Below are 25,916 nucleotides of genomic sequence, written 5' to 3' on the forward strand. Positions count from 1 at the left end.
CTTCAGTGCCCGAAACGCCAACAGACGATAAACTTGTTTCAGACTAGCGGATTAGCGCAACTGTTGTCTTGATTGTGCGGCCACCGGAACGTCACTGAGGGAGGGTTCACCGTCAGATTCAGCTAGAATGCGCGCCTAACTCCCCGAGCGAAGACCATGACTGAGCGAGCACAACCCCCAACCCAGCACCCGCTAGCACAGCTTAACTGGGATGATCAGGGCCACCCGCTCTCCTCAGTATTTGATGATGTGTATTTTTCATCCCAACAAGGGATAGAAGAAACGCGCCACGTGTTTCTGCACAACAATGACCTTGCCCAACGCTTTAGCACCCTCACAGACCATCAACAACTGACCATCGCTGAAACCGGATTCGGCACGGGTTTGAATTTTTTCTGTGCATGGCAGTTGTTTGAACAGCATGCTGTAGCTGATGCTCGCCTGCATTTTGTCAGTGTTGAGAAATACCCGTTGAGCCGCGCCGACCTGCAGCGCGCCCTGAGTCTCTGGCCTGAGCTGGCAACTTTTACTCAGGCTTTGTTAGCGCAGTATGTGGCGATTCATCCGGGGTTCCAGCGCTTGCAGTTCGACAACGGGCGCATCACCCTGGATCTACTGATCGGCGATGCTTGGGAGATGCTCAGCCAGTTGGATGCGCGGGTGGATGCATGGTTTCTCGACGGTTTTGCGCCGGCGAAAAACCCAGACATGTGGTCAGCTCAGCTGTTTGCCGAAATCGCTCGCCTGTCAGCACCGGGAACCACTCTTGGCTCTTTCACCAGTGCTGGGGATGTACGTCGCGCACTGAAAGATGCGGGTTTCAAGATCAAACGGGTGGCAGGAATTGGCGGCAAATGGCACGTACTGAAAGGCCACTTCATTGAGCCAAATGAACGACCAACAGAGGTACAAACCAGCCAAGTCAAACCATGGTATAGCCGCGCGCTGCTCAAGGTTGCCAACCGCCACGCCCTCGTTATTGGCGCAGGCCTTGCCGGTTGCGCCACGGCCGCGAGCCTCGCCTCTCGGGGTTGGCAGGTCAGCCTGCTGGAGCGGCACGCTGCAATAGCTCAGGAGGCCTCGGGTAATCCGCAAGGGGTGCTATACCTAAAGCTCTCCGCCCATGGCACCGCTCTGTCGCGCTTGATCGTCAGTGGTTTTGGTTACACAAGACGGCTGCTTGAGCGTTTGGAGAGAGGCCAGGATTGGGATGACTGTGGCGTCTTGCAGCTCGCGTTTAACCAGCAGGAGCACAAACGGCAAAGCAAACTTGCCGACGCATTCCCACAGGGGCTGTTGCAGCAAATCGATCAGCACACCGCTGAGCAATTGGCCGGCACCCAACTACCCGCTGGCGGCTTGTTTTATCCAGAGGCAGGCTGGGTACACCCGCCCGCATTGTGTGAGCTGCTAACGCGTTATCCAACTATAAATCTGCTCAGCCAACATAATGCCCTGCAACTTCTGCGTGCGGGTAATCAATGGCAAGCCTGGGATGGCGAGCGGTTATTGGCCAGCGCTGAAGTCGTGGTTCTGGCTGGAGCTGCCGATATTAAGGGCTTTGCCTACAGCATTGAGCTGCCACTCAAACGTATTCGCGGGCAAATCAGCAGCTTAAAACAGACCGCAGCGAGCAGCGCACTTATCACGGTTGTTTGCGCCCAAGGCTACGTCGCCCCGGCTCGTCTAGGCGAACACACACTGGGGGCCAGCTTCGACTTTGACAGTGATGATTTAAGCCTCAACAGCGCCGACCACATTGGTAACTTGCAGATGCTGGAAGAGATATCACCCGACCTCAGCAACCGCCTGAATATCGCGCAGCAAACTCCTGAGTCCCTAGCCGGACGCGCAGCCTTTCGCTGCACCAGCCCAGACTATTTGCCCATCGTTGGCCCACTGGCTGATCACCAGGCGTTTCTCGACCGTTACAGCGTGCTGCGCAAGGATGCCCGACAGATACCGGACATACCTTGCCCCTGGCTGGACGGCTTGTATATCAACAGCGGCCACGGCTCTCGTGGCCTGATCACCGCGCCATTGTCAGGCGAGATAATCGCCGCCTGGCTTAACGACGAACCATTGCCTGTCCCGCGTGATGTTGCCGAGGGCTGCCACCCCAATCGCTTTGTATTACGAAAGCTGATCCGCAACCTTTAGCCAAAGGCGTCCTGAAATCTGCTGCACCCAGCCGTAGCGGATGACGCCTTTTCATCCACCATTTTCAGCCACAAACATTCGGTATATTTACCAGCCCTACTCGTCATCACCACAGAACTCGGCGGCGCGAAGCAGTGCGGCGGTCAGGTTGTGCCGTTCCCATTCAGGAATCGCCGCTAAACGCTGATTAAATTCCGGCGGTAACAACGACGGCGCGCGCTTCAATAATTCACGGCCTTGATCGCTGATCAATAACCATTGGCGACGCCGGTCCTGATCATCACGCTGGCGGTGCATCAAGTTGCGCTCCTCCAGGCGATCAAGCAAACCTGACAATGTGGCGGCGGTAAGGCTCACTTGCCCGCTCAAATCACTGGCGGTTATCCGTGATTCTTTTTCCAGCACTTGCAGAACCATCAGTTGCATTGGTGTCAAATCACCAAAGCGGCTCAAGCGCTTGGCATGCACCTCACCGGCTTGCTGGAGACGCCTCAAGGCTTGAAAGATCGGCATTTCAAACGCCACAACGGATGACAATTTAATTTCAGTTGAAACTTTTTTATCTGCCATTTATCTATCTACTAGCTGCCACAAACTTTGACATGAAAGCATTTTTTTGTTTTGGTGTAAAAGCTTAAGCAACACAGAACAGCTCCCCAACGGCAACTCCGGTAAGGATATATGTGCGGAATAGCAGGTGAACTACGCTTTGATAATCAACCAGCCGACTTGGCTGCAGTTGAGCGAATTACCCATCATCTGGCCCCTCGCGGCCCAGATGCCCATGGCTTTCACAGCCAAGGCCCTATTGCCCTCGGCCATCGCCGACTAAAAATCATGGACCTCGCAGAGGCATCAGGCCAGCCGATGATCGATAGCGATCTGGGCTTGTCCATGGTCTTTAATGGCGCTATCTACAACTACCCCGAACTACGCGCTGAGCTTGAAGCTTTGGGTTATCGCTTTTTCTCAGGCGGTGACACCGAAGTATTGCTCAAGGGGTATCACGCTTGGGGCAAAGATATGCTGCCCAAGCTCAACGGCATGTTTGCCTTTGCCGTCTGGGAGCGCGACAGCCAAGAGCTGTTTATCGCCCGTGACCGCCTTGGCATCAAACCGCTGTATATGTCGCGAACCGGCCAGCGCCTGCGTTTCGCATCGAGCCTGCCTGCCCTGCTCAAGGGCGGCGATATCGGCAAGACGCTCGACCCGATTGCGCTGAACCATTACCTCAACTTCCATGCCGTCGTTCCAGCGCCTCGCACTATTCTGGCAGACGTTGAAAAGCTTCCAGCGGCAAGCTGGATGCGCATAGATGCCAAAGGCAACTGCGAGCAGCAAAGCTGGTGGAAGCTCGACTTCGGCCCTCGCCCTGATGAAGCAAACTACAGCTTTGAAGATTGGCGCGACCAAGTACTCGATGGCATGCGCGAAGCGGTTTCGATTCGTCAACGCGCTGCAGTCGATGTGGGTGTATTGCTTTCAGGCGGTGTTGACTCAAGCATGCTGGTTGGCCTGCTGCGTGAGGCCGGGGTTGAAAACCTTTCGACCTTCTCGATTGGCTTCCAAGATGCCGGTGGCGAGCGTGGCGATGAATTCCAGTATTCTGACCTGATTGCTGAGCGCTTCGAGACCAATCATCACCAACTGCGCATTGGCGAGAACGAGATTCTCGATGAGCTGCCAGCAGCGTTTAGAGCGATGAGCGAGCCGATGGTCAGCCACGACTGCATCGCTTTTTACCTGCTGTCGCGCGAAGTGGCCAAACACTGCAAGGTGGTACAGAGCGGGCAAGGTGCTGATGAGCTATTCGCCGGTTATCACTGGTACCCGTTGGTTGATGGTGCTGATGATGCCTTTGCCGCTTATCGCAAAGCCTTCTTCGACCGTGAACACGACGAATACGCAGCCTGCGTGCAGCCTGCTTGGCTGACTGATGACCACGCGGGTGAATTTGTCCGTGAACATTTCGCCCAACCGGGTGCCAGCGCGGCTGTCGACAAAGCCCTGCGCCTCGACAGCACGGTGATGCTGGTCGATGACCCAGTCAAGCGGGTGGACAACATGACCATGGCTTGGGGACTGGAGGCGCGCACCCCATTCCTTGATTACCGCCTGGCGGAATTGTCAGCGCGTGTACCTGGTCAGTTCAAGCTACCAGAGGGCGGCAAATACGTACTCAAGGAAGCCGCCCGCAAGGTTATCCCGTCAGAAGTCATCGACCGCAAAAAAGGCTATTTCCCGGTTCCGGGCCTTAAACACCTTGAAGGCGCAACACTGGGCTGGGTTCGCGACCTGCTGACTGACCCAAGTCAGAACCGTGGCGTATTCAATCCGGCCATGCTGGATAAGCTGTTAAGCGACCCTGCAGGCCAATTGACGCCCCTGCGCGGCTCCAAACTCTGGCAAATGGCCGCACTGAATTTGTGGCTCAGCGAACAGGGCCTGTAAATCGCGGTCAATAAACTGTTGCAGCAGTCACTTGCATCCACTGACTGTCGTGCAAACTCACGTTAACCCGACCTATGCGTCGGGTTAACGCATATTTTAATAACCCGGATTCAATTCGGGGATTCGCAAAGCAAAGGAACAGTTCCAATGCGTGCCAATGCCTACAACCAGCGCCTTTTGCGCGGCCAAGCTCCCACTTATGAGCGCCTGCAAGCACGACTCGCCGAAGACCGTGAAACTCAACCCAGTGAGCCGGCAGCGGTGCATTGCGGTTGGGGCCGGCTCCTGATTGGTCACACCTTCCCCGATGCAGCTGCACTGGCCAACGAACTGATCACCGAAGAACCCGGCGAGCGTGATATTGCGCTATACGTAGCGGCACCGCATCAAGTGCTGGCGCACGCTCCGCAGCAACTGTTTCTCGACCCCTCCGACACTTTGCGTATCTGGTTCTCGGACTACCGCCCTGCGCGCCGTGGCTTTCGTGGCTATAACATCCGCCGCGCACAAAATGCTGAAGACTGGCAGGCCATCAACTGCCTTTACCAGCTACACGGCATGCAACCCATCGATCCTGAAAAGCTGACCCCTTACGAACAAGGTGGCCCAACCTATTGGCTGGCAGAGGATCAAGACAATGGTTCTGTGATCGGCAGCGTCATGGGCCTCAACCATGTACGGGCTTACCGAGACCCGGAAAACGGCAGCAGTTTGTGGTGCCTGGCGGTTGATCCTCACTGCTCGCGCCCAGGTGTCGGCGAAGTGCTGGTGCGTCACTTGATTGAACACTCAATGAGCCGTGGCCTGAGCCACCTTGACCTATCGGTACTGCACGACAATACACAGGCCAAACGTCTCTACGCGAAGCTTGGCTTCCGCGAACTGCAGACCTTCAGTATCAAGCGTAAAAACGGCATCAACCAAACCCTGTTTATCGGTCCTGGCCCGGAAAGCGAAATGAACCCGTATGCACGGATCATCGTCGATGAAGCCATGCGCCGGGGCATTGAAGTGAGCGTTGATGATGCCGAAGCCGGTCTGTTTACCCTCAACCACGGGGGCCGGCGTATTCGCTGCCGCGAATCACTCACTGACCTGACCAGTGCCGTGAGCATGACCCTGTGCCAAGACAAACGCCTTACCCACCGCACGCTGAGTCGTGCGGGCTTGAGCATGCCCGCGCAGCGACTGGCTGGTAACGCTGAAGAAAACGCGGCGTTTCTGGCCACTCACCAACGGGTAGTCGTCAAGCCGGTCGATGGCGAGCAAGGCCAAGGCGTTGCTGTCGATCTGCGCAACCCAACGGAAGTTCACGACGCCATCGAACGCGCCAAAATGTTTGATGAGCGCGTGTTACTCGAAAGTTTCCATGAGGGATTCGACCTGCGTATCGTCGTAATCGGCTTTGAAGTGGTGGCCGCCGCGATACGCTGCCCAGCAGAAATCATGGGTGACGGTCGGCACAGCATTGGCGATTTGATCGACTCCCAAAGCCGTCGCCGCCAAGCTGCAACCGATGGCGAAAGCAAAATCCCCAAGGACACTGAAACCCTACGCACCCTGCAAGCTGCGGGGCTTGATTACGACAGCGTCTTGCCTGCGGGTAAGCGTATGTTCGTGCGCAAGACTGCCAACCTGCACACGGGCGGCAGCCTTGAAGATGTTACCGACATACTCCATCCAGTGCTCGCAGATGCCGCAGTCAGAGCGGCACGTGCACTCGACATCCCCGTGGTCGGGCTGGACCTTATGGTGCCAGCGGCTGACCAACCCGAATACGTATTTATTGAAGCCAATGAGCGTGCCGGACTCGCCAATCACGAGCCCCAGCCGACCGCCGAGCGCTTTATAGACTTGTTATTTCCGCTGAGTCGCGGCGTCAAGTAAGCCATCAGCACTGAGCGCTGGCGTGCCCATGCACGTCGGTGCTCAAAGCCCAAGACCCTTTCATTTGTCAGGAGGCATTTATGCAATCACTCCCAGAGCCGGATCTTGAATACCTGCAGAAAGTACTGCTCGAGATGCTCGCCATCCCCAGCCCGACCGGTTTTACCGACACAATTGTGCGTTATGTTGCTGAGCGTTTGAATGAGCTGGGTATCCCCTTTGAAATGACCCGGCGCGGCACAATCCGCGCCACCCTCAAAGGCAAACGCTACAGCCCTGATCGCGCCATATCGGCGCATCTGGACACGATTGGCGGAATCGTCAGAACCGTGCAGGACAACGGCCGCTTAGGCTTGGCGCCAATCGGTCACTGGTCAAGCCGTTTTGCCGAGGGTAGCCGCGTCAGTGTGTTTACCGACCACGGCGTGTTACGCGGTAGTGTGCTGCCGTTGATGGCATCAGGGCATGCCTTCAACACTGCAATCGATGAGATGCCCGTGAGCTGGGATCATATCGAGTTACGCCTTGATGCGATAACGACCACCCGCGCCGACAGCGAGTGTTTGGGCGTTTCGGTCGGTGACTTTGTGGCCTTCGACCCGCTGCCAGAGTTCACTGAAAGCGGTCATATCAGCGCCCGCCACCTTGACGATAAAGCCGGTGTTGCTGCCCTGCTCGCATCCTTGAAGGCGATAGTCGACAGCGGTATTGAGCCACCTATCGACTGCCACCCGCTCTTCACCATCACCGAAGAAGTCGGCTCAGGTGCAGCCGGTGCATTGCCTTGGGATGTGAGCGAGTTTGTCGGCATCGACATCGCCCCTGTTGCGCCTGGCCAGCAGTCGAGTGAGCATGCGGTCAGCGTGGCGCTGCATGATTCAGGCGGTCCCTATGACTACCACCTCTCACGCCAACTACTGCGGCTTGCCAGCGAGAACGACATTCCTGTTCGCCGCGATCTGTTCCGCTATTACCACAGCGATGCACAGTCCGCCGTAACCGCTGGCCATGACATCCGCACCGCCCTGCTGGCCTTCGGTTGTGATGCAACCCACGGCTACGAACGCACCCACATAGACAGCCTTTCAGCACTGACCAAGCTCATCAGCGCCTACCTGCTCAGCCCGCCGGTATTTGCCAGCGATGCACAGCCAGCCGAAGGTTCGCTAGAACGTTTCAGCCATCAGCTCGAGCACACTGCGCAAATGGAAAGCGACACACGCGTACCCTCGGTTGACAGCCTGCTCAATACATTAGAAGACACCAAGGAGAAGTGACGACCTGCCATAGCCGCTCCATAATTGCTTGGCTATGGCATGCGCACTCAAACGCAACATAAGTGGTCAGCGGCGAGCGCAAGGGTTAGCATCGCCGCTGAATTTCCCATCGCTATGGAGCGCTCGCGTGTTAATCCCTGCCCAGATGCTACAAGTCGAGACGCTAACCCTGCTGATCGAAGACTTCGTCACCCGTGACGGCACGGATAATGGTGATGAAACGCCGCTAGAAACCCGCGTTCAACGTGTCCGCCGCGCCCTTGATAAAGGCGAAGCCGTGATCATCTTCGACCCTGAAAGCGAACAGTGCCAACTGGCGATGAAGCGTGATGTGCCCAAAGAGTGGCTTGAAGATTTAGCCGACTCGCTCGACTAGTTTACGGATTCGAAAAGCGTGGCCCGAGCAATATAACCAATGCTCCAGCCACACATAGCCCTGCGCCGAGCCAGTCACTTAGCAGCGGCCGGCTTTTTTCAATCGCGCTTAGCCACAGCAGTGATGCAACAATGTAGACCCCGCCATAGGCCGCGTAAGCACGGCCTGCATAGCTGGCCTCGATTCGCGTCAGTAACAGCGCAAATATGAGTAGGCTGGCTAAGCCCGGCAGCATCCACAGCGGGCTTTTACCGAGTCTGAGCCACATCCAAAAGGCGTAGCATCCAGCAATTTCAAATACCGCTGCCATGAAAAACCACAGGTAATTCAGCATTGGATCGCCTCGCTATTTACGCCCGCCACCTTCCCGCTCCCACGCACAACGTACGCGCAGATCGCCCTCTTGCGGGCTATGAAAGTCGCCATCGGACTCCCAGCGGAAGGTGTGAGTGCCATTCAGTTCTGTCTCAAGGTGTACCACCGCGCTGGCCCAATACAAGCGCTTGAGCAAGGTCTCGAATTGTTCAATCCACAGGTTCCACTCGTACTCGACCGACTTATAACTCGCGCCAAAGTGGATCACCTGGGTTTGGTAAACGCCCCCACTCGGGGCCGGAGAAGCTGAGAACATGTCACGCCCCAACAGCGGCCAGCTATCCCCAGCAGGCAGCTCGCTCAGCACCTGTCGGTTAATTTGCCGACGCAAACGGCTCTCAAGCGCGCTGTCTGACGGCCAATCGCGAATACAGCCATAAACAATCGACTCAGACTCCACACCGCCACTCCACAAAAATCAGGCTGCCTTATATCCTAGGTCGTAGGGCGTGGCAACGCGAAGCTTGCCCACCGAGCACATGAACCGTAGTCAGGCACTCCCGAGTTCTTGTGCTGCATCAGCGGGTTGAGTGCCTTGACGCAAGAAGCCAGCGAGTACAGTCATCAGCAATGCCATGCTCATCATTACGGCAAAAGGCAGCTGGTAAGAGCCGGAAAAATCGCGCATAAAACCGGTCATAATCGGCATCAAACTACCTAAGCTGTACCCCATGAACAGCATCATGGCAGTCCAACGGCTGACGTCTAAAGGTGAATTGGTTTCATATAACGGCAACACCAAAGACAAAGCAAAAGAGCCACTGAGCGCGAAGCCCAACGCAACGGCCCACACTTCCGGCAAAAGGCTTGGCTTAAACGTCATCATCGCCAAACACAGCGCCGAAGTTGCTGCGCACAGCATCAACAACACATAACGATTGTTAAACCGCTGAGCCAGCCAAGGTAAAAGAAATGCACTGGGCAAGCCCATCAACATAATGATGCCAAACAGATTATTGCTCTGTAGCAAGCTGAAGCCGGCCTCGTGGTAACGGGCAACAGTCCAGGTTGCGATGGCATAGAACAAACCACCTTGCAGCGCGAAAAAGCCGCTGATAAGCCAAGCGCGCGGTTTACGCCACGGCAACCCAGCGGGTTGCTCAGCAGCTTCGGCGGCCACGTTCTGATTCGGTATAAACAGCCATAAAAGCACTCCAAAAACGGCTGGCAATGCCCATACAGCCAGACCGCGCGACCAGTTATCACCCAGCAGCTGAGTCGCCAATGCAGTCAGCACCGCCCCCGCCGCCCCGCCAATAGCCATACTCAGCGAATACCATGCCACCACCTTGCCGACATGCCCAACAAAATAGCGCTTAATAAAACCCGAAAGCAGCGGCCCAGCAATCGCAATGGCTGCGCCCAACACCACCGAACTGCCGATCAAAACAGGGGTTGAATCTTCGATTAAACGAATGGATAAGGCCCCGCTAATAAGCATCAAGCAGAGCATAATGGTTCGCTCAAGCCCTAAGCGAAGTGCAAAACGAGGGGCAAAAGGTGCTAGCAAGCCCATGCATAAAACCGGTAATGCGGTGGTCAAACTGATCAGGCTGCGACTCAGGGATAGCTCATCGGCAATACGCTCAATCAACGGCGCAAGCGAAGTAATACCGGGGCGCAGATTGATCGCTGCAACAATCAAAACGATGAGCAGCAAGGTCTTAGATGCAGGCTTCACAAGGCGTCCAGAGTCGTGAGCTAAATGATTAGCCAGCCACCCTAACCGCCGCACTTTAATAGGGCAAGATCAGACGGCAAAAAAACTGACCTAATAGTCAGAATAGGTTCAGATCCTGTGCCGGACAGAAAGCACTAGGCTTTAAAGAATCAAGAATAAAGTTGATGTAATATGTTCAGGTTAAAAAATTTATCTCAAAGCACTTTGGAAAGTCGCTTTAGCGGAGAAGCATGAATGCGGATTATTGTAACTGGCGGCGCGGGATTTATTGGCTCTGCTGTTGTGCGTCACCTAATTGAGAACACCCAGTGCGTGGTTGCCAACCTCGATAAGCTGACCTATGCAGGCAACCTAGAATCTCTGGCCAAGGTTGAAGACTCATCCCGCTATAGTTTCTATGAGGTGGATATCTGTGACAGCGCTGCGCTGGATACAGTATTTGCAGAATTTAAGCCAACTGCAGTGATGCATCTCGCAGCTGAGTCCCACGTTGATCGCTCAATCGACGGACCTGCTGAGTTTATCCAGACCAATATCGTCGGCACTTACAACTTGCTGGAAGCGACGCGCCGTTATTGGAATGCATTGCCTGAGAATGAAAAGCAAGATTTCCGCTTTCACCACATTTCCACCGATGAAGTGTACGGCGATCTTGAAGGCACAGAAGACCTGTTCACCGAAACTACTTCCTACGCCCCGAGCTCGCCCTACTCTGCATCAAAAGCCAGCTCCGACCACTTAGTCCGCGCGTGGCAGCGCACCTATGGCTTGCCGGTACTGCTGACCAATTGCTCGAACAACTATGGCCCGTATCACTTCCCGGAAAAGCTGATTCCTCACGTAATTCTCAATGCCTTGGCCGGTAAGCCGTTGCCGGTTTATGGCGACGGCTCGCAAATTCGCGACTGGCTCTACGTTGAAGACCACGCCCGCGCCTTGGTTGAAGTGGTAAGCAAAGGCGCTGTAGGCGAGACATACAACATTGGCGGCCACAATGAGAAGCGCAACCTAGAGGTTGTTGAAACCATCTGCGAACTGCTTGATGAACTGGTGCCACAGGCATCGTCAGAGAGCTACAAGGCGCTTATCACCTTTGTTAAAGACCGCCCAGGGCATGACCTGCGTTATGCCATTGACGCCTCGAAAATTGAGCGCGACTTGGGCTGGACACCACAGGAGTCTTTCGACAGCGGTATTCGCAAAACCGTGCTTTGGTATCTCGATAACAAAGACTGGTGGCAACGTGTGCTGACCGGGGACTACCGCCTGGGCCGCCTCGGCGCTGAGATCTAAATTATGCTACGGGGCAATCAATACACCTGTCCCGCGTCAGCAAATATCAGAGTTTTGTACAGGACGTTTTTATGAAAGGTATCATCCTTGCTGGTGGCTCCGGCACACGCTTGCACCCTATTACACGCGGCGTTTCCAAACAGCTGTTGCCGGTGTATGACAAACCGATGATCTACTATCCATTGTCGGTGCTGATGCTGGCCGGCATTCGAGAAATCTTGATCATCTCGACACCCGAGGACTTACCACAATTTCGCAAGCTATTGGGCAATGGCGATGAGTTTGGCATTGAGCTTAGCTATGCTGAACAACCCTCGCCTGATGGCCTTGCCCAAGCCTTTATTATTGGCGAAGACTTCATCGGCGACAGCAATGTTTGCCTGATACTTGGCGATAACATTTTCTACGGTTATGGCTTTAGTGCGATGCTTCAGGAAGCGGCGAACCGCCAAAGCGGTGCGACAGTTTTTGGCTACCATGTAAGCGACCCAGAACGCTTCGGCGTTGTCGAATTCGACAAAACGGGCAAGGCCATTTCCATCGAAGAGAAGCCGACCAAGCCTAAATCCAACTACGCGGTCACAGGCCTGTATTTCTACGACAACTCAGTGGTCGAGATTGCAAAAAACGTTAAACCATCGGCACGCGGCGAACTTGAGATCACCGACGTAAACAATGCCTACCTGCAGCGTGGCGACCTACACGTCAGCATGTTTGGTCGTGGTTTTGCGTGGCTGGACACTGGCACCCATGACTCATTAATGGAAGCCAGCCAGTTTGTGCATACCATTGAAATGCGCCAAGGCTTGAAAGTCGCCTGCCTTGAAGAAATCGCCTACAACCAAGGCTGGCTATCCGCTGATCAGCTGTCTGCCCAAGCAAAAGCGCTAAGCAAAACAGGCTATGGCCAGTACTTAAGCCGCCTGTTAGAACAGGAGAAACCACAGTGAAGGTTATTGAAACGGCACTGGCTGGTGTAGTGATCATTGAGCCAAAGGTGTTTGGCGACCACCGTGGTTTTTTCTTAGAAAGCTTTCAAACCGAGCGCTATCGCGAAGCCGGAATCGACCTGCCCTTCGTGCAAGACAACCACTCTCGCTCACAGCGCGGCGTACTGCGCGGCCTGCATTTCCAGCGCACGCGCCCTCAGGGCAAGCTGGTTAGCGTGAGCCGTGGCTCGGTGTATGACGTCGCGGTTGATATCAATCCAGACTCACCCACCTGCGGCCAATACGTAGGTGTTGAACTGAATGATGAAAACCACCGCCAACTTTGGGTACCACCTGGTTATGCCCACGGCTTTTGCGTTCTGAGTGAAATCGCAGACTTTCAGTACAAGTGCACTGACCTTTACTTCCCAGAAGACGAAGGCGGCCTGATCTGGAATGACGCTGACGTCAATATCCCGTGGCCCATCGAGCAACCGCAACTCTCTGGCAAAGACCAAGTAAACCCGAGCTTGCGACAGTTGCTAGGCAAAGGGGCTTAAGCGTGCGTGTATTAATCACTGGAGCTCATGGCCAAGTCGGCCATGAGCTCGTTCGTCTTGCCCCAGCTGGATTTACCGTAATAGCCCTTGGCTCCGCAGAACTTGATATCAGCAACCCTGAGCAAGTTGCCAGCAAAGTTGTCGAACTGCAGCCGCAGTTAATCATCAATGCCGCCGCCTATACCGCAGTCGACAAAGCAGAAAGCGAAATCGACCACGCCTATGCAGTCAATGCAAAAGGCCCGGAAAACCTAGCCACAGCAACGGGTAAGCTCGGCATCCCGCTTTTACATATATCGACCGACTATGTATTTAGCGGCGATGCTACAACGCCCTATAAAGAATCAGACGCAACTGGCCCAACCGGTGTCTACGGCGCGAGTAAACTTGCGGGTGAAATGGCGGTAGCCAAGCACTGCCCACACCACATCATCCTGCGTACAAGCTGGGTGTTTGGTGCCCATGGCAATAACTTCGTTAAAACCATGCTGCGCCTAGCGCAAGCCCGAGATGAATTAGGTGTGGTAGCTGATCAACAGGGTTGCCCAACTTCAGCCGCCAGCATCGCCAAAGCGCTATGGGCGCTGGCAACCGAGTTCTTTAAAGAAGGCGGCTTGAACTGGGGCACCTATCACTTCAGCAACACTCCAGCGACAACCTGGCATGGCTTTTCTGAAGAGATATTCCGCCAAGCAGTTGAGCTAAAAATGCTGGCAAAAGCGCCAAAGGTTAATCCAATCAACACCGTGGACTACCCAACCCCAGCACAGCGCCCCGCGTGGTCTGTAATGGATTGCAGCCTTATTCAGGAAAAGCTGAATATTGAGTTGAGTGACTGGCGGGATGAGCTTGCTGAAATGCTTAAAGAGATAACGCTTTAAGCAAACAACTGAGGAGCTGCAAAGGCTCCTCAGTCACGAACCTGTTAACGCTTTGCGCGCATCTTTTCAGACATATTGCTCATTTCATCGTAAAGCATTTGCGGATTCTTCTGCTTTATCGCCCAAGCCATGCGTCCCTGCTCGTGAGGCAGAATCATAAACTCGCCCTGCTCGACTTGCTGGTATATGTAATCCGCAATCTCTGCCGCGCTGATGGGCGAGCTCTCGAGCAACTTACCGACCTGAGCTTTCATTGCCGGTGTAGGCCCGCGAAACGAATCAAGCAAATTGGTCTGAAAGAACGACGGACAGACAACATGTACGCCAATTTCCTGCGCCTTTAGCTCAATCAGTAAACTTTCGGACAAGGCAACGACACCGGCTTTAGCTACGTTGTAGTTACTCATTGCAGGGCCTTGCATCAACGCAGCCATTGAAGCGATGTTGATGATCTTACCTTTGCTGCGCTCAAGCAATGGTAAGAAGGCCTTACAACCCTTAACCACGCCCATAAGATTGATGGCAATCTGCCAATCCCAATCCTCAAGCGACAGTTCGTTGAAGAAGCCACCCGAAGCGACGCCGGCGTTATTGACGATCACATCAATGCCACCGAACTTATCCTCACACGCCTGAGCAAACTCAGTTAGCTGGCTGTAATCGCGCACATCACAACGCTGGGTAAAGCCATCCCCACCCGCCTCACGAACAAGGACCAGTGTTTCTGCAAGACCTGCAGCGTTTACGTCAGAGAGTGCAAGCTGACTGCCCTCACGCGCCCAGCGTAATGCAATCTCACGGCCTAAACCTGAGCCTGCGCCAGTAATCATGATGCGATTTTGCATACCGAGGTCGCCTTATGGTGCTGTGGGTAGTGCTGAGCAGTGTACTCAAGGAAATAATCCTACCCACGTACCATTAGCCTCCTGAATGATCAGGGCAAACCACAGCAACTCATCTGTGCATCAAGGCTCTAGGCGACGCTGTTGGTGAATCCAATCCACGATTTCACCATCGGGTTTATATCCGCTGACAGTTTCTCGCAGTAACTGGCGCACCCGGTCGTAATCATCGTTGCCAACTGAACGGACTAGATCATCAATAACACGCCGAAAGTCATCCCACGCCAGATGCTCTTCGCTAGCTCGCATGATCATAGGATGTTCAGTTGGGCTGACATTGTCACCAATCAGTAATTCTTCATAGAGCTTTTCACCTGGGCGCAAGCCGGTGAACTCGATGTTGATATCGCCATGCGGATTTTTCTCCGAACGGACACTCAAACCACTGAGATGAACCATTTTCTCAGCGAGATCAACGATCTTTACCGGTCGGCCCATATCTAACACAAACACATCACCGCCCTGCCCCATTGCGCCAGCCTGAATGACCAACTGAGCGGCTTCTGGAATGGTCATAAAATAGCGGGTGATGTTTGGGTGCGTAACCGTAATCGGCCCACCATGCTTGATCTGATCATGGAAACGTGGAATGACGGAACCCGATGAGCCCAGCACATTGCCAAAACGCACCATAGTGAAACGGGTCTTATTAACATGATGTACGGTGTCGTTATCACCAAATAAGACTGGCGCCGACTCCTGACTCAACGCCTGCAAAACCATCTCTGCAAGACGCTTAGTACTGCCCATGACATTGGTAGGCCGTACAGCTTTGTCGGTCGAGATCAACACGAAATGCTCAACACCCGCTTTAAGCGCCGCTTGAGCGGTGTTGACCGACCCAATGACGTTATTGAGCACACCTTCGGCAATATTGTGCTCAACCATAGGCACATGTTTATAAGCGGCAGCATGGTAGACCGTATTGACCTTCCAAGTACGCATCACATCATGCAAACGCCCTGGATTACGGATGGAGCCTAGAATCGGAACAAGATTCAAGGGTAACGATTCGCGTACAGCGCGCTGCTCAAGCTCGGTGTGAATACTGTATAGGTTGAATTCGCTATGCTCGAACAGAATAAGCGTGGTTGGCCCAGTGGCGATTATTTGTCGACACAGCTCAGACCCGATGGACCCACCTGCCCCAGTGACCATAACCACCTGACCACGAATGCAACGCTCAAATAAAGGCTTACGTGGCGGGACAGCGTCGCGACCTAGCAGGTCAGCAATGTCGACTTCCTGAACATCATCCACCTTAACCCGGCCGCTGGCTAAATCCATAAATCCAGGAATACTGCGCACATGAAGCGGGAAGCCCTCAAGATGCTCGAGGATTTCACGACGTTTAACACGCGTTGCAGACGGTATAGCCAGCAGAATCTCTTCCGCACCCGTTTCATCAATCATCTGCTGGATATGCTTGGGCTTAAAGACCTTAATCCCAGCGATGACGCGAGTAGCGATGTCGTTGTCATCATCGATAAAAGCGACTGGCCGCATAGCCCTGCCCATACGCAGCGCGGCGACAAGCTGGTTACCAGCAGCACCTGCTCCATAAACAGCAACTTTGGGCAAATTTTCATGTTTATTGAAGAACGGCACCTGCTGCGAAGCTACGTACCAATCGCCCATAAAATATTGGCGCATGACCAAACGCAAGCCACCAATCATTACCAGGCTAAGCCACCAATAATTGAAGACGACTGAGCGCGGCACCACGACTGGAGATGACTGATACCAATAGACAGCGAGCGCCAGCAGTAGCGAGGAAACACTGATCGCCTTAAAAATAGTGATCAGCGCGTCATTGCCGAAATAACGCATGACCGCTCGGTACATGCCTATCCGAGTAAAAACAGGGATTGCGATGAGGGGCGCCGCTAAGAACAGCCAAAGGTGGCTCCCTATTGGATTAACGGGGTTTTCAATTCCCAACCTCACAGCGAAGGCCAACCAAAGTGCCCCCCAGACAAGACAGGTGTCAACGCAAACCTGTAAAAGGCGCTTGTATCGCCGAGGGAGTTTGAGAAGCCAGACGCGAAGCGTATCCATAATTTTGACGTAATTCCTAACGGCGAAAACTCATGATCGTAATTATAGGTGGAGATTAAATAGCTTTATGAATTTTGGGGTTCAATAGAGCCTGCACTGAATTTTACAGCCAAAAATACGAGAGGTGCATAGGCTAACAGCATGGCCCAAAACCCACTCATGTGGCCAAGGGCAACCAACAGTGCTAGCGGAAATAACCAGACAATATTTATCGCAGTCACTCCAAGAGATACAGGGAGGTGGCTTTTATAGTGACGAGCGGCATATTGATAACCATGGCTACGATGTGCTTCGTAAACCTTGTCACCACGCAATAATCGTCTAAGCAGGGTAAACGTAGCATCAACAATAAATACACCCAGCAGTATCAGCCAACTCCAAAGGAGTTGTGGAGCAACCCAGGCTGCCTGAATTGATAAGATGCCTAAGGTGATGCCTAAGAAACCACTGCCCGCATCACCCATGAAAATTTTGGCTGGCGGAAAATTCCAAAACAAGAAGCCTGCAACAGCTCCCGCCAATGTGAGCGGCAGGTAAACGTAAGAAAGCTCATCTAAACACCAGTAAATTACTGCCCCCCCAACGCAAACAGTAACTGCCTCAAGGCTAGCCAGCCCGTCAATGCCATCCATGAAGTTATAAAGATTTAGCATCCAAACCAAATAAAAAACAGCTATGCAACTGGTGATAAAGCCGCTACTGACTGTGAACCCAGCGATAGCAATTGGTGGTAAGCCGCCAAGCCAAAACACAGCCCAGACCGCAGCCACTATATGACCCAGCAAGCGCCAGCGAGCCGCAATGTGACCATGATCATCTACAAACCCAATAATCGCAATGACCGCCCCGGTAACGAATAATGCAAGCATAGAAGAAAAAGTAACTAGACCTATAAAAAAAAGGACAGGAAGAACAGTCAAATAAATAATAACGACTGCAAGCCCGCCGCCGCGGGGTGTAGGAACGGAGTGTGAACTTCGTGCATTCGGAATATCAATAAGTCTTTTAGACAGAGCATAACGGCGTAGTACGTCGGTGAGAACAAGTGTGAGCAGGGTTACAGCGGGCAATATCCACCAGATAATCATTTATCGCGCCCCTCCAAAAAATCACTAGCTGTTTTACGCAAAGCATCATCAACTGAAACACGCGGAGTCCATCCGAGTAAATCACGCGTTTTGCTGATGTCAACTTGTAAAGACCCGCACAAGCGTTGGCCGATAGCTTTCTTTCCAACTCCAGTAAAAATCATTTGTAATAGCCAGCCGGGTAAGGATATTAAGCGCGGAGGCCTACCTAAAGCAGAACCCATTTTTTTAAGTAGTGTTGTGGTAGATAGATCTTCGTCATCACTTACCAAGAAAACCTGATTCGCAGCAGCAGGGTGATCCAAACAAGTAACAATAAGATCTGTCAAATTATCCAAAGCAACCATGCTGCGTAAGTTTTGAATCGAACCAAAAGGTAGAGGAATACCTTTATTCAGCCAGCTCATCATGCTCAAGAAATTGGCTTGGACACCTGGCCCATAGACTAAAACAGGACGCACGATCACAACGTTCATATCACTGGCATTAGCCAATTCAAATAATCCTTGTTCAGCCTCCATTTTGGATATCCCATAAGGATCAACCGGCATCGCAGGAGTATCAGTCTTATACGGGTAATTCAACTGCGTACTTTCACCATTAACTTTTACGGAGCTGACAAAAATAAAACGTTTAACACTTGATGCTGCGGCTTGTTTTGCAAGTTTGAGTGTACCGTGAAGGTTTACTGCGCGGAAAGCATCTAATGGATCAAGTGATGTTTCATTCATGACATGGACTCGCGCGGCAAGGTGGATAACTATATCCTGACCTTGAAGCATATGCATCCAATCTTGGTCCACAGTCAAACCAGTGATGAGTTCCTGACTGACGCTAGGGTCTAGGTTCGTGTTATGCATGCGTACAGCAGCGGTGACCTTGTGACCGCCGATCGTGAGCTGCTGCAGCAACTCGCGACCAACGAAACCACTAGCACCGGTTAAGAGTATGTTCACAGTTAACTTCTCGTCTTATGATAAAAAATATTTGCTAGTTAGAGTAAGTTTATAAAAAATATAACTTATGCCTCATAAACTAAACCAACATAGAAAGTGAATGACAACCATAACGAGTCAAAACATCAACAAAACTCATCGCAGCAGAGTTACTCAACACCCTCACTATAAATCATAGCATTTAAAATAACTAGATATATCTAATATAATACCTTAATGAAACCAGACTAATAAATACCTAAGACAATAACAACTGCTAAGAAAATGCTATCTGTAAGCTTTCTTCTTAAGGTTAAAAAATTTTTAATAGCAAAATACTTATTAATTCCAGATTCACTAAAGACATCTAACAGTAATCCGTTTGAACTAGGGGTAACGAGACTAGCGATTTTTAAAACCTCTCCACTATACCAGCCAGATTTAATTAAAAGTAAACGTGATCGCATTGCAGAGAACCCCTTGTTCGCTCCAACTTGATTTGATTCATGCTGCCTATAGCGCATGCTGGGCATTGGATCTATAAACCATAGGTTCTGTTGTGACCGATACCAAGCATAGATTAACCAATCATGTAATTTTATACTCTGAACTTGTAACCAATGCTCAACTAAAAAGTCTTTGAATTTTAGAAGATCGGCAGTAGCCATCACATACGTACAACCAGGGCCAGCTGCTTCGAATAAATAATCGTATTTTTGTTGTGGCTGTGATTTTTCTATTATAATTTCGCTACCATTCTCCCAGAAAGCAATAACATTAGAGGAATATGCACTGCAGTGATTCTTCAAAAGCGAATCAACAGCATTTATTAACTTATATTGAAACCAGATATCATCTTGATCTGCTAGAGCTACATAATCATAATTTCCAAAGTCTACATCTCTGATTAGACGGTAGAAATTTTTAGCAGCACCACCAAAGACTTCACCATAAGGCAAGATAGAAACTGTTGCGGATGTGCGAGACAATTCATCCAACCACTGGTAGGTTCCATCCGTGGACAGGTCAACACTAACGTAAAGATGAACATCAACATCAACTTGATTACAAATTGAATCTACCTGTTCCGCAATCCAGCGGATCCCATTGTATGAAGCCATAAGGACTGCAATGCGAGGACGTGTAATCAATTTAAAATCCTCATTAAAAAATTGCCTTCAACCATCGAAATAATATTCTTGAAAGTAAATAAAGACGCCAGTTAGCCTTATCGTATAGAGAGGACTTTGAGCCTTCAGATGTAGCAGATACATTCGCACCGTGTCGGCGATAAAGCATAAGAGGTTTATCAATATAAAAAGTATTATAGTTAAATGAACGTGCTATCAACCCGAGCCACCAGTCATGCATTGGTATACGAGATGGAAACGGTAGAGCATTGTGTAAGATATTACGACGAAAAGCTAAACAACATCCTACATAATTATTGCGTATAATATTTTTAAAAAAACCTAGCTCAGCAACATTTTGAAAAATCACTGCATTGTGATTTATATTTAATTGTGAATCTACAATATATGCATTAGACAAAACCAAGTCCGCATGTGAAAGAGCCTCCAAGAAAGTATGCAATTTGTCTGGCAACCAAACATCATCTTGATCAGATAAAAATATATAATCTCCAGTTGAGGCTAAAATTGCATTTTCAAAATTTTTAGACACACCTAATTGGGGCCCGCTCAAAATAGAAGTGCTAATTTTCGGAAAAGTATTTTTTACCAATTCACAAATTTTTAAAGTGTCATCTTGCGAACCATCATCAGAAATAATTATTTCGTCGTCAGCTCTTAGCTGACTTGCTATTGAGACAAGTTGCTCTTCTAAAAAAGGGGCACCATTATAGGTAGCAATGCACACACTAACTCGTCTATTTAAAGTCATTACAACTTACCTTCAGGTAAACACCCAAGAATCAGATTGTAATAACTGTTCACAGCTCGATCAAAGGAAAGATATTCTTCCTCAAATTTTACAAACGCTATATCGTTGAACTTATAATCATTAAGTTTATTCACGAACTCTGGCAAGTCGATATTGTCGCTCCAAGAAAAACCAACTCCGAAACCCAATAGCGCATCACTATAATCCCCTACATTTCCGTTGGTTATTATAGGGGTACGCGCCTTTATGTAATCAGCAACTTTAACGGGTGCCGCAACATGATTAATAACATCATATTCTCTGAAAATTATTGCAAAAGAATATTTTGAAATCTCTTCTGTAAGCTCATCAGGATGTAGTGATTTGACTGTTACGGTCGAATACCCTGTGAAGAAATTCAATGCTTTTTCAACATCTTTTGTCAGTATAGTTAAGGTACACGATTCAAGTCGTTGAATATTATCAAAAAAAACTTTTAACTGATCTATGCACTGCCAAGCTTCAATAGATCCAGAATATACAAAACTTAAGCCTACAGGTCGACCAATAGATACCCGCGAAGAAGCTGCAGAAAAAGTTCTTATTACATGCAATTTATCTTCGTTAAGAATTGAGTATTTTGATATAAAATATGTTTTAAAATTATCTGAAACTAAAATTATTAAATCAGTAAATACCACAGCAAAAAACTCTAAAATAGAAAAAACTATAAAAGCACCACCACCTTTAAGTTTTCCAAACCGCATAATATATTCTTGTGGTAACAACCCTCGGGGGTCCCATATAACCTTAAATCGCTTGAATAACTTCAAAAAAAGCACAGGTATCATTGCCCAATAAGAGCGAACATGAATAACTGAAGTACTGTCAGAATTGTTTTTTAGAAAGAAAAAAAACGCTTTCAGCAACTGAAAATTATTACTTTTTATGAATGACTTGCGTCGCGTGTCCGAATAATTACTATCACCAGAGGTAACTAAAAAGGTCGGCACGCCCTTCCTTTCTAGACCTTTAAGTAAGGGTATAACCTGACTAGTTAAAATTGGTTGGCGATCAATATTCTCTGTAGTTATATATATATATTTCATGGGTACCTCTTAACAACTATAAACTCAACAACCAAAATATGTATATTAATTATTTATTAACATAATATATTTGACCATTCAGGGTGCGCTTTACATAAACTGCGGAAGAAAACGCTAACCCAATGAACAAGAATAACTTTTCATTCTGTATTATATCTCCAGAAAATAGAGCATTGACGACGTGAAATATAAACAACGGCATCCAATAGGACCTACGTGCTTTTAAAAAAGCACAGGTTACTGTTGTAACGAATAACAGCAAGCTTGTGAAACCGTTCTCCAGAAGAATTTCAATGAATATATTATGTGGATAAAATCTAATTGGGGAATCAAAAACTACTAGATAAGCGTTTCCAACTCCAACCCCTTGAAAAAAAAGCGCAGCATTTGAAAAAACCAGTTGTAAAGAATGCAACCATATAGCGCTGCGACTATTAGCAATATCATCACTACCAACTGTATCGGGTACTACTCTCAAGAATCGTTGCTGAAAAAACTCTTGGACTTCGCTACTCGCAAAACTATTTATAAATATAATCAAGAGCGCGATAACCATAAATGAAAAAAATATAAGTTTTCGCTTATCAATATTTTTTAACCTGTAAAATAATGATATAAAAAGAGCTAGCACTGGTCCCTTTGATCCCGATAGCAAAACACTCGGCAACCCTATAAAAAAAGCCAGTGCCAGATATTTTCGGTTTAAGGAAAATATCAATATACAAAGAAATGCTTCAGTTAAAAGCCTAGATAGCCATATAGGGTTTACCGAGCCAACCTCAAGCCGATTGCTGATAGAGAAACCAAGACCGGACATAATACTATGCATGTAAAATTGAGCTAAAGCGATTGTGGCGACGATAACTATCGAGTGAAAGTAGCCTTTAAAAAAACTATAAATATTATATGAAGCCAATATACCTACAGTAAACAATGTTACGCATTTCACAAAAAAAAATGCAAACTTATAGTTAGCGTAATCTGTATAATCACTAAAGGAAAATGAAAGTACAAAAGATATAACAAAACCCAAAAATAGTGAAACCCCAATAACACTTACCTTAACCGAACTGGGTGTTACCATCATTTTAATAACGAACAATACCAGCGAAATTATATAAATAACACTTACACCAGAAATATCGAAACCTAAAATAGCAGGAAGCATAGGAAGATTTATTAGAAATCCTATAAAATAGCTTAAGCCTGACTTATTATTAATTAACACCGAAATACGACCTGTTTGATTTTTAATGCTAACACCTGTTATTTGTCCAGGTTTTATCATACCAATAACACCCGGTAGTTTTGACTATGAAAACCGTAACGAAAGATATACAAAGAGCATACGGAACAGTTAGTACTCCACTGTCATAACCAAATGAACTGACAGCAAAAACTAGAACACCTAAAATCTGAGATAATACAATACATTTATCACGCCCCATAGCATACAGCACATAATGAGGCACCATAGAAAGACAATATATACACATAGCTAGTCCTAACCATGGGTAAATATTTATATAAGAATAGAAGTATTCTTTATCGAAAACCTTCAAATATACCTTAAGTATATAATACGAAAAAATTGCGCAGACCCCAGAAATCAATATCGTTTGCTTAAGCATTTTTTTTGCCGCACAAACAAACTCATTTTTTAAATCGTTCTTGTACAGTTCAATTAAACGTGGGTAGGTGAAAACAAAAACACCGGCCTCAAGAAAAGACGCTATAGCTCCTGAGACACCGATAAAAAGTACATAAACAGCAAGAAAGTCCTTACCGTTAATTGAATCTACAAAAAAGCGGTCGAATGTAAATAATGCCCTAATCGAAAGAGTCGCAACTAACAATGGAATTGCTACTTTGATGCCTTGCCATATCCATTTCCAGTTGGTGCTGATATTTGTAAAGGAAAACTTTTTTTTATGTACGCGATAAACTGCTACCCCACATGACAGTCCTCCCCCAAAAGCCCAGAACAACATAACTATATATAAATTTCTGAAGTTGGCTTCCCATAACATTAAAGGAATAAGAACGGCGACCCACAACCCAGTACGCACAAATAGAGTGACACTTGCCCAGAGCGGCTCAGATAAAGCAATCAGTAACCGATATAACTCTTGACTTACATGCTCGAAAACCAAAATAACGATGAATAGCGTGGTTATATTAATTGGTAAGTATTTCAATACAGACAGTGCGACTAAAGAGGGTATAGCTATAGCATAAGAAATCATAAAAAAAACTGCTTGCCCTTTCAAAGCAAACTCAATTTCTCTCTTGCTGTGCCCTATTATTTTTCGTGTAGTATAATTGTAAAAATCAAATCCCAAAAAATAAACAAGGTAACTTGTAGCCGCCAGATACAAGCCATATTGCCCGAACTCTAGCGCGGTTAAGTAGTATGCCAACGAAAGAATCAGTAAAAATCGACTTACCAGTGCACCCGCTCTTAGTGCTACACTAAGTGACCGTTCATATTGGATTATTCGCATTTTACTTGATATCTTCAATCAATTTTATTGGCCATAATAAATTTACAGTTTTTGCTAAATAGAACGTCGAAACCTATTTCAGAACCCAAGAAAAACAGTAATTTACATCACTGCAGTTTTTTCTGTCAGACAATAATATATTTAAAATAAATACATTCTCCCCGTCCACTATCTCTATACCTAAATACAGATTATACAGTGATCTGTAAACACTTTAACCTTGTGGATGCCAGATACCCTGAACAATTAAGTGCCGGCAACAACAGCGAATGTCAATTGCTTATGACTCCCCGTGTATCAACTACCCACGGTGTTCTGAAACTACTGAGCTTAATCCCTTTAAATTGTTTATGATCAACTAGAAGTACTACAATATCGGCTTTTTCCTGAGCGCTTAAAAGATCATGAAGTTCACAACTATTTTCTAATGTTCTGGGAAGTTTTTTAATATTAGGTTCAACTATCAGTAATCGTCCTGGATGGATTGCTGATAGTCTATGGCTGATAAGCATCGCTGGACTTTCACGTAAGTCATCGATATCTGGCTTGAAAGCCAATCCTAGACAAGCCACAGTAAGGTCAGATGCGGTTTTAGTAGGATTAGCCTGCAAAAAACTCGCAACAGCAATTTTCACTTTATCCACGACCCATTCAGGCTTTGAATCGTTAACCTTTCGTGCCGCACGAATCAGATTTGCCAAGTCTGGAGTTTTACTAACGATAAACCAAGGATCAACGGCGATACAGTGCCCGCCAACACCGGGGCCCGGTTGTAAAATACTTACTCTAGGATGCCTATTAGCTAAACGTATTAACTCCCAAACATTGATGTCTAACTCTTCACAAATAATCGAAAGCTCATTTGCAAATGCGATATTTACATCTCGAAAGCTATTTTCTGTTAGCTTGCACATTTCTGCTGTGCGTGCGCCTGTGATAACACACTCACCCTCGACAAAAATCTGATATAGACTTACTGCAGCTTTAGAGCATCTATCTGTCATACCGCCAATAACGCGGTCGTTTTGCACTAACTCACGCAGTACGTGGCCTGGAAGGACGCGCTCAGGACAATGGGCGATTCGAATGTCCGACTCCTCACCAGCATGCTGGGGGAAAGTCAGATCAGGACGACACTCGGCCAGCCAGGCTGACATTTGTTCAGTAGCGCCTACTGGAGAAGTAGATTCTAGAATTACCAGATCACCCGACTTTAGGACCGGCCCGATTGCCCGACTTGCGGACTCAATGTAGCTAAGGTCAGGTTGATGATCGTCTTTGAATGGCGTTGGTACCGCAATCAAAAAAGCATCCGCCGGCTCAGGGGATATTGTGGCACGAAGGTAACCCTCGGTCACCGCAGTGTGGACCACCAAGTCTAGGTCTGGCTCGACTATATGTATTTGGCCTTTATTTATGAGATCTACGGCCGCTTGGTTCACATCAACGCCGATGACCTTTTTCTTCCGCGATGCAAATACTGCAGCGGTAGGGAGACCAATGTAGCCAAGGCCAACAACAGATATAGTTTCAAACGACATGTGAATCCCTATATATCAATAACTTTTT

23 protein-coding genes are annotated in these 25,916 nt (G+C 48.8%); 9 read left to right on the forward strand and 14 right to left on the reverse strand.

Annotation, left to right across the window (positions count from 1 at the left end; genetic code table 11):
* Positions 1–156 precede the first annotated feature (156 nt).
* The gene (gene mnmC, locus ACIGCM_RS11320) at positions 157–2,160 is read left to right on the forward strand and encodes a bifunctional tRNA (5-methylaminomethyl-2-thiouridine)(34)-methyltransferase MnmD/FAD-dependent 5-carboxymethylaminomethyl-2-thiouridine(34) oxidoreductase MnmC (RefSeq protein WP_397502157.1); all 2,004 of its coding nucleotides are present in this window, start codon (positions 157–159) and stop codon (positions 2,158–2,160) included.
* A gap of 96 nt (positions 2,161–2,256) precedes the next feature.
* Here mnmC and ACIGCM_RS11325 read toward each other — a convergent pair whose 3' ends face one another.
* Positions 2,257–2,730: a MarR family winged helix-turn-helix transcriptional regulator gene (locus tag ACIGCM_RS11325; RefSeq protein WP_397502158.1), complete on the reverse strand. Its 474-nt coding sequence runs from the start codon at positions 2,728–2,730 to the stop codon at positions 2,257–2,259.
* 111 nt (positions 2,731–2,841) lie between these two features.
* Between ACIGCM_RS11325 and ACIGCM_RS11330 the strand changes: the two genes are divergently transcribed.
* From ACIGCM_RS11330 to ACIGCM_RS11345, 4 genes are all read left to right on the forward strand, one after another.
* Positions 2,842–4,611 (forward strand): N-acetylglutaminylglutamine amidotransferase, encoded by a 1,770-nt coding sequence (locus ACIGCM_RS11330; RefSeq protein WP_397502159.1) that lies wholly within the window; start codon positions 2,842–2,844, stop codon positions 4,609–4,611.
* A 147-nt stretch (positions 4,612–4,758) separates the two neighbouring features.
* Positions 4,759–6,498, forward strand: coding sequence for an N-acetylglutaminylglutamine synthetase (gene ngg, locus ACIGCM_RS11335; RefSeq protein ID WP_397502160.1), 1,740 nt, complete (start codon positions 4,759–4,761; stop codon positions 6,496–6,498).
* A gap of 80 nt (positions 6,499–6,578) precedes the next feature.
* Positions 6,579–7,775, forward strand: a complete 1,197-nt coding sequence (locus tag ACIGCM_RS11340; RefSeq protein WP_397502161.1) for an osmoprotectant NAGGN system M42 family peptidase — start codon at positions 6,579–6,581, stop codon at positions 7,773–7,775.
* 127 nt (positions 7,776–7,902) lie between these two features.
* A complete protein-coding gene (locus ACIGCM_RS11345; RefSeq protein WP_397502162.1) occupies positions 7,903–8,151 on the forward strand; it encodes a YheU family protein in 249 nt (82 codons plus the stop codon).
* A gap of 1 nt (position 8,152) precedes the next feature.
* On the opposite strand, the gene ACIGCM_RS11350 is transcribed toward ACIGCM_RS11345, so the two are convergent.
* The 3 genes from ACIGCM_RS11350 to ACIGCM_RS11360 form a co-directional block, all read right to left on the reverse strand.
* Positions 8,153–8,485 carry a YnfA family protein gene (locus ACIGCM_RS11350; protein ID WP_397502163.1) on the reverse strand — a complete coding sequence of 111 codons (333 nt, stop codon included), beginning with the start codon at positions 8,483–8,485 and terminating at the stop codon, positions 8,153–8,155.
* Between the two features lie 12 nt (positions 8,486–8,497).
* The gene (locus ACIGCM_RS11355) at positions 8,498–8,926 is read right to left on the reverse strand and encodes a hypothetical protein (protein ID WP_397502164.1); all 429 of its coding nucleotides are present in this window, start codon (positions 8,924–8,926) and stop codon (positions 8,498–8,500) included.
* A gap of 90 nt (positions 8,927–9,016) precedes the next feature.
* Positions 9,017–10,207 (reverse strand): CynX/NimT family MFS transporter, encoded by a 1,191-nt coding sequence (locus tag ACIGCM_RS11360; RefSeq protein WP_397502165.1) that lies wholly within the window; start codon positions 10,205–10,207, stop codon positions 9,017–9,019.
* Between the two features lie 234 nt (positions 10,208–10,441).
* Here ACIGCM_RS11360 and rfbB point away from each other — a divergent pair, with 234 nt between their 5' ends.
* The 4 genes from rfbB (at position 10,442) to rfbD (ending at position 13,870) form a co-directional block, all read left to right on the forward strand.
* Complete coding sequence (rfbB, locus tag ACIGCM_RS11365; protein ID WP_397502166.1) at positions 10,442–11,500, forward strand: dTDP-glucose 4,6-dehydratase; 1,059 nt, start codon at positions 10,442–10,444, stop codon at positions 11,498–11,500.
* A 71-nt stretch (positions 11,501–11,571) separates the two neighbouring features.
* Positions 11,572–12,450: a glucose-1-phosphate thymidylyltransferase RfbA gene (rfbA, locus tag ACIGCM_RS11370; protein ID WP_397502167.1), complete on the forward strand. Its 879-nt coding sequence runs from the start codon at positions 11,572–11,574 to the stop codon at positions 12,448–12,450.
* Positions 12,447–12,989, forward strand: a complete 543-nt coding sequence (gene rfbC / locus ACIGCM_RS11375; RefSeq protein ID WP_397502168.1) for a dTDP-4-dehydrorhamnose 3,5-epimerase — start codon at positions 12,447–12,449, stop codon at positions 12,987–12,989. The genes rfbA and rfbC overlap by 4 nt, the downstream gene beginning before the upstream one ends.
* A gap of 2 nt (positions 12,990–12,991) precedes the next feature.
* A complete protein-coding gene (gene rfbD, locus ACIGCM_RS11380) occupies positions 12,992–13,870 on the forward strand; it encodes a dTDP-4-dehydrorhamnose reductase (RefSeq protein ID WP_397502169.1) in 879 nt (292 codons plus the stop codon).
* Positions 13,871–13,914: 44 nt separating this feature from the next.
* On the opposite strand, the gene ACIGCM_RS11385 is transcribed toward rfbD, so the two are convergent.
* The 10 genes from ACIGCM_RS11385 to wecC all read right to left on the reverse strand — a co-directional run bounded on the left by ACIGCM_RS11385 (position 13,915) and on the right by wecC (position 25,888).
* Complete coding sequence (locus ACIGCM_RS11385; protein WP_397502170.1) at positions 13,915–14,715, reverse strand: SDR family oxidoreductase; 801 nt, start codon at positions 14,713–14,715, stop codon at positions 13,915–13,917.
* 120 nt (positions 14,716–14,835) lie between these two features.
* Positions 14,836–16,833, reverse strand: a complete 1,998-nt coding sequence (locus ACIGCM_RS11390; RefSeq protein ID WP_397502719.1) for a polysaccharide biosynthesis protein — start codon at positions 16,831–16,833, stop codon at positions 14,836–14,838.
* A 62-nt stretch (positions 16,834–16,895) separates the two neighbouring features.
* On the reverse strand, positions 16,896–17,918 hold the full coding sequence (locus tag ACIGCM_RS11395) for a glycosyltransferase family 4 protein (RefSeq protein WP_397502171.1): 1,023 nt from the start codon (positions 17,916–17,918) through the stop codon (positions 16,896–16,898).
* Complete coding sequence (locus ACIGCM_RS11400) at positions 17,915–18,874, reverse strand: UDP-glucose 4-epimerase family protein (protein ID WP_397502172.1); 960 nt, start codon at positions 18,872–18,874, stop codon at positions 17,915–17,917. Before ACIGCM_RS11400 ends, ACIGCM_RS11395 begins: the two co-directional genes overlap by 4 nt.
* Positions 18,875–19,101: 227 nt before the next feature.
* Positions 19,102–20,004: a glycosyltransferase gene (locus ACIGCM_RS11405; RefSeq protein ID WP_397502173.1), complete on the reverse strand. Its 903-nt coding sequence runs from the start codon at positions 20,002–20,004 to the stop codon at positions 19,102–19,104.
* A 13-nt stretch (positions 20,005–20,017) separates the two neighbouring features.
* The gene (locus ACIGCM_RS11410) at positions 20,018–20,755 is read right to left on the reverse strand and encodes a glycosyltransferase family 2 protein (protein ID WP_397502174.1); all 738 of its coding nucleotides are present in this window, start codon (positions 20,753–20,755) and stop codon (positions 20,018–20,020) included.
* Positions 20,755–21,843 (reverse strand): hypothetical protein, encoded by a 1,089-nt coding sequence (locus ACIGCM_RS11415; RefSeq protein WP_397502175.1) that lies wholly within the window; start codon positions 21,841–21,843, stop codon positions 20,755–20,757. The genes ACIGCM_RS11410 and ACIGCM_RS11415 overlap by 1 nt, the downstream gene beginning before the upstream one ends.
* 49 nt (positions 21,844–21,892) lie before the next feature.
* Positions 21,893–23,131, reverse strand: coding sequence for an O-antigen ligase family protein (locus tag ACIGCM_RS11420; RefSeq protein WP_397502176.1), 1,239 nt, complete (start codon positions 23,129–23,131; stop codon positions 21,893–21,895).
* Positions 23,100–24,347, reverse strand: coding sequence for an oligosaccharide flippase family protein (locus tag ACIGCM_RS11425; RefSeq protein ID WP_397502177.1), 1,248 nt, complete (start codon positions 24,345–24,347; stop codon positions 23,100–23,102). The genes ACIGCM_RS11420 and ACIGCM_RS11425 overlap by 32 nt, the downstream gene beginning before the upstream one ends.
* A gap of 272 nt (positions 24,348–24,619) precedes the next feature.
* Positions 24,620–25,888 carry a UDP-N-acetyl-D-mannosamine dehydrogenase gene (gene wecC / locus ACIGCM_RS11430; protein ID WP_397502178.1) on the reverse strand — a complete coding sequence of 423 codons (1,269 nt, stop codon included), beginning with the start codon at positions 25,886–25,888 and terminating at the stop codon, positions 24,620–24,622.
* Between the last annotated feature and the right edge of the window lie 28 nt (positions 25,889–25,916).

Source organism: Pseudomonas sp. NPDC078700, from assembly GCF_044542375.1.
GTDB lineage: Bacteria > Pseudomonadota > Gammaproteobacteria > Pseudomonadales > Pseudomonadaceae > Aquipseudomonas.

Bases quoted from the DNA above. Each gene is read 5' to 3' on its own strand.
- mnmC (WP_397502157.1), top strand. From the start codon at position 157: ATGACTGAGCGAGCACAACCCCCAACCCAGCACCCGCTAGCACAGCTT.
- ACIGCM_RS11325 (WP_397502158.1), bottom strand. From the start codon at position 2,730: ATGGCAGATAAAAAAGTTTCAACTGAAATTAAATTGTCATCCGTTGTG.
- ACIGCM_RS11330 (WP_397502159.1), top strand. From the start codon at position 2,842: ATGTGCGGAATAGCAGGTGAACTACGCTTTGATAATCAACCAGCCGAC.
- ngg (WP_397502160.1), top strand. From the start codon at position 4,759: ATGCGTGCCAATGCCTACAACCAGCGCCTTTTGCGCGGCCAAGCTCCC.
- ACIGCM_RS11340 (WP_397502161.1), top strand. From the start codon at position 6,579: ATGCAATCACTCCCAGAGCCGGATCTTGAATACCTGCAGAAAGTACTG.
- ACIGCM_RS11350 (WP_397502163.1), bottom strand. From the start codon at position 8,485: ATGCTGAATTACCTGTGGTTTTTCATGGCAGCGGTATTTGAAATTGCT.
- rfbB (WP_397502166.1), top strand. From the start codon at position 10,442: ATGCGGATTATTGTAACTGGCGGCGCGGGATTTATTGGCTCTGCTGTT.
- rfbA (WP_397502167.1), top strand. From the start codon at position 11,572: ATGAAAGGTATCATCCTTGCTGGTGGCTCCGGCACACGCTTGCACCCT.
- ACIGCM_RS11385 (WP_397502170.1), bottom strand. From the start codon at position 14,715: ATGCAAAATCGCATCATGATTACTGGCGCAGGCTCAGGTTTAGGCCGT.
- ACIGCM_RS11395 (WP_397502171.1), bottom strand. From the start codon at position 17,918: ATGATTATCTGGTGGATATTGCCCGCTGTAACCCTGCTCACACTTGTT.
- ACIGCM_RS11410 (WP_397502174.1), bottom strand. From the start codon at position 20,755: ATGACTTTAAATAGACGAGTTAGTGTGTGCATTGCTACCTATAATGGT.
- ACIGCM_RS11415 (WP_397502175.1), bottom strand. From the start codon at position 21,843: ATGAAATATATATATATAACTACAGAGAATATTGATCGCCAACCAATT.
- ACIGCM_RS11420 (WP_397502176.1), bottom strand. From the start codon at position 23,131: ATGATAAAACCTGGACAAATAACAGGTGTTAGCATTAAAAATCAAACA.
- ACIGCM_RS11425 (WP_397502177.1), bottom strand. From the start codon at position 24,347: ATGCGAATAATCCAATATGAACGGTCACTTAGTGTAGCACTAAGAGCG.
- wecC (WP_397502178.1), bottom strand. From the start codon at position 25,888: ATGTCGTTTGAAACTATATCTGTTGTTGGCCTTGGCTACATTGGTCTC.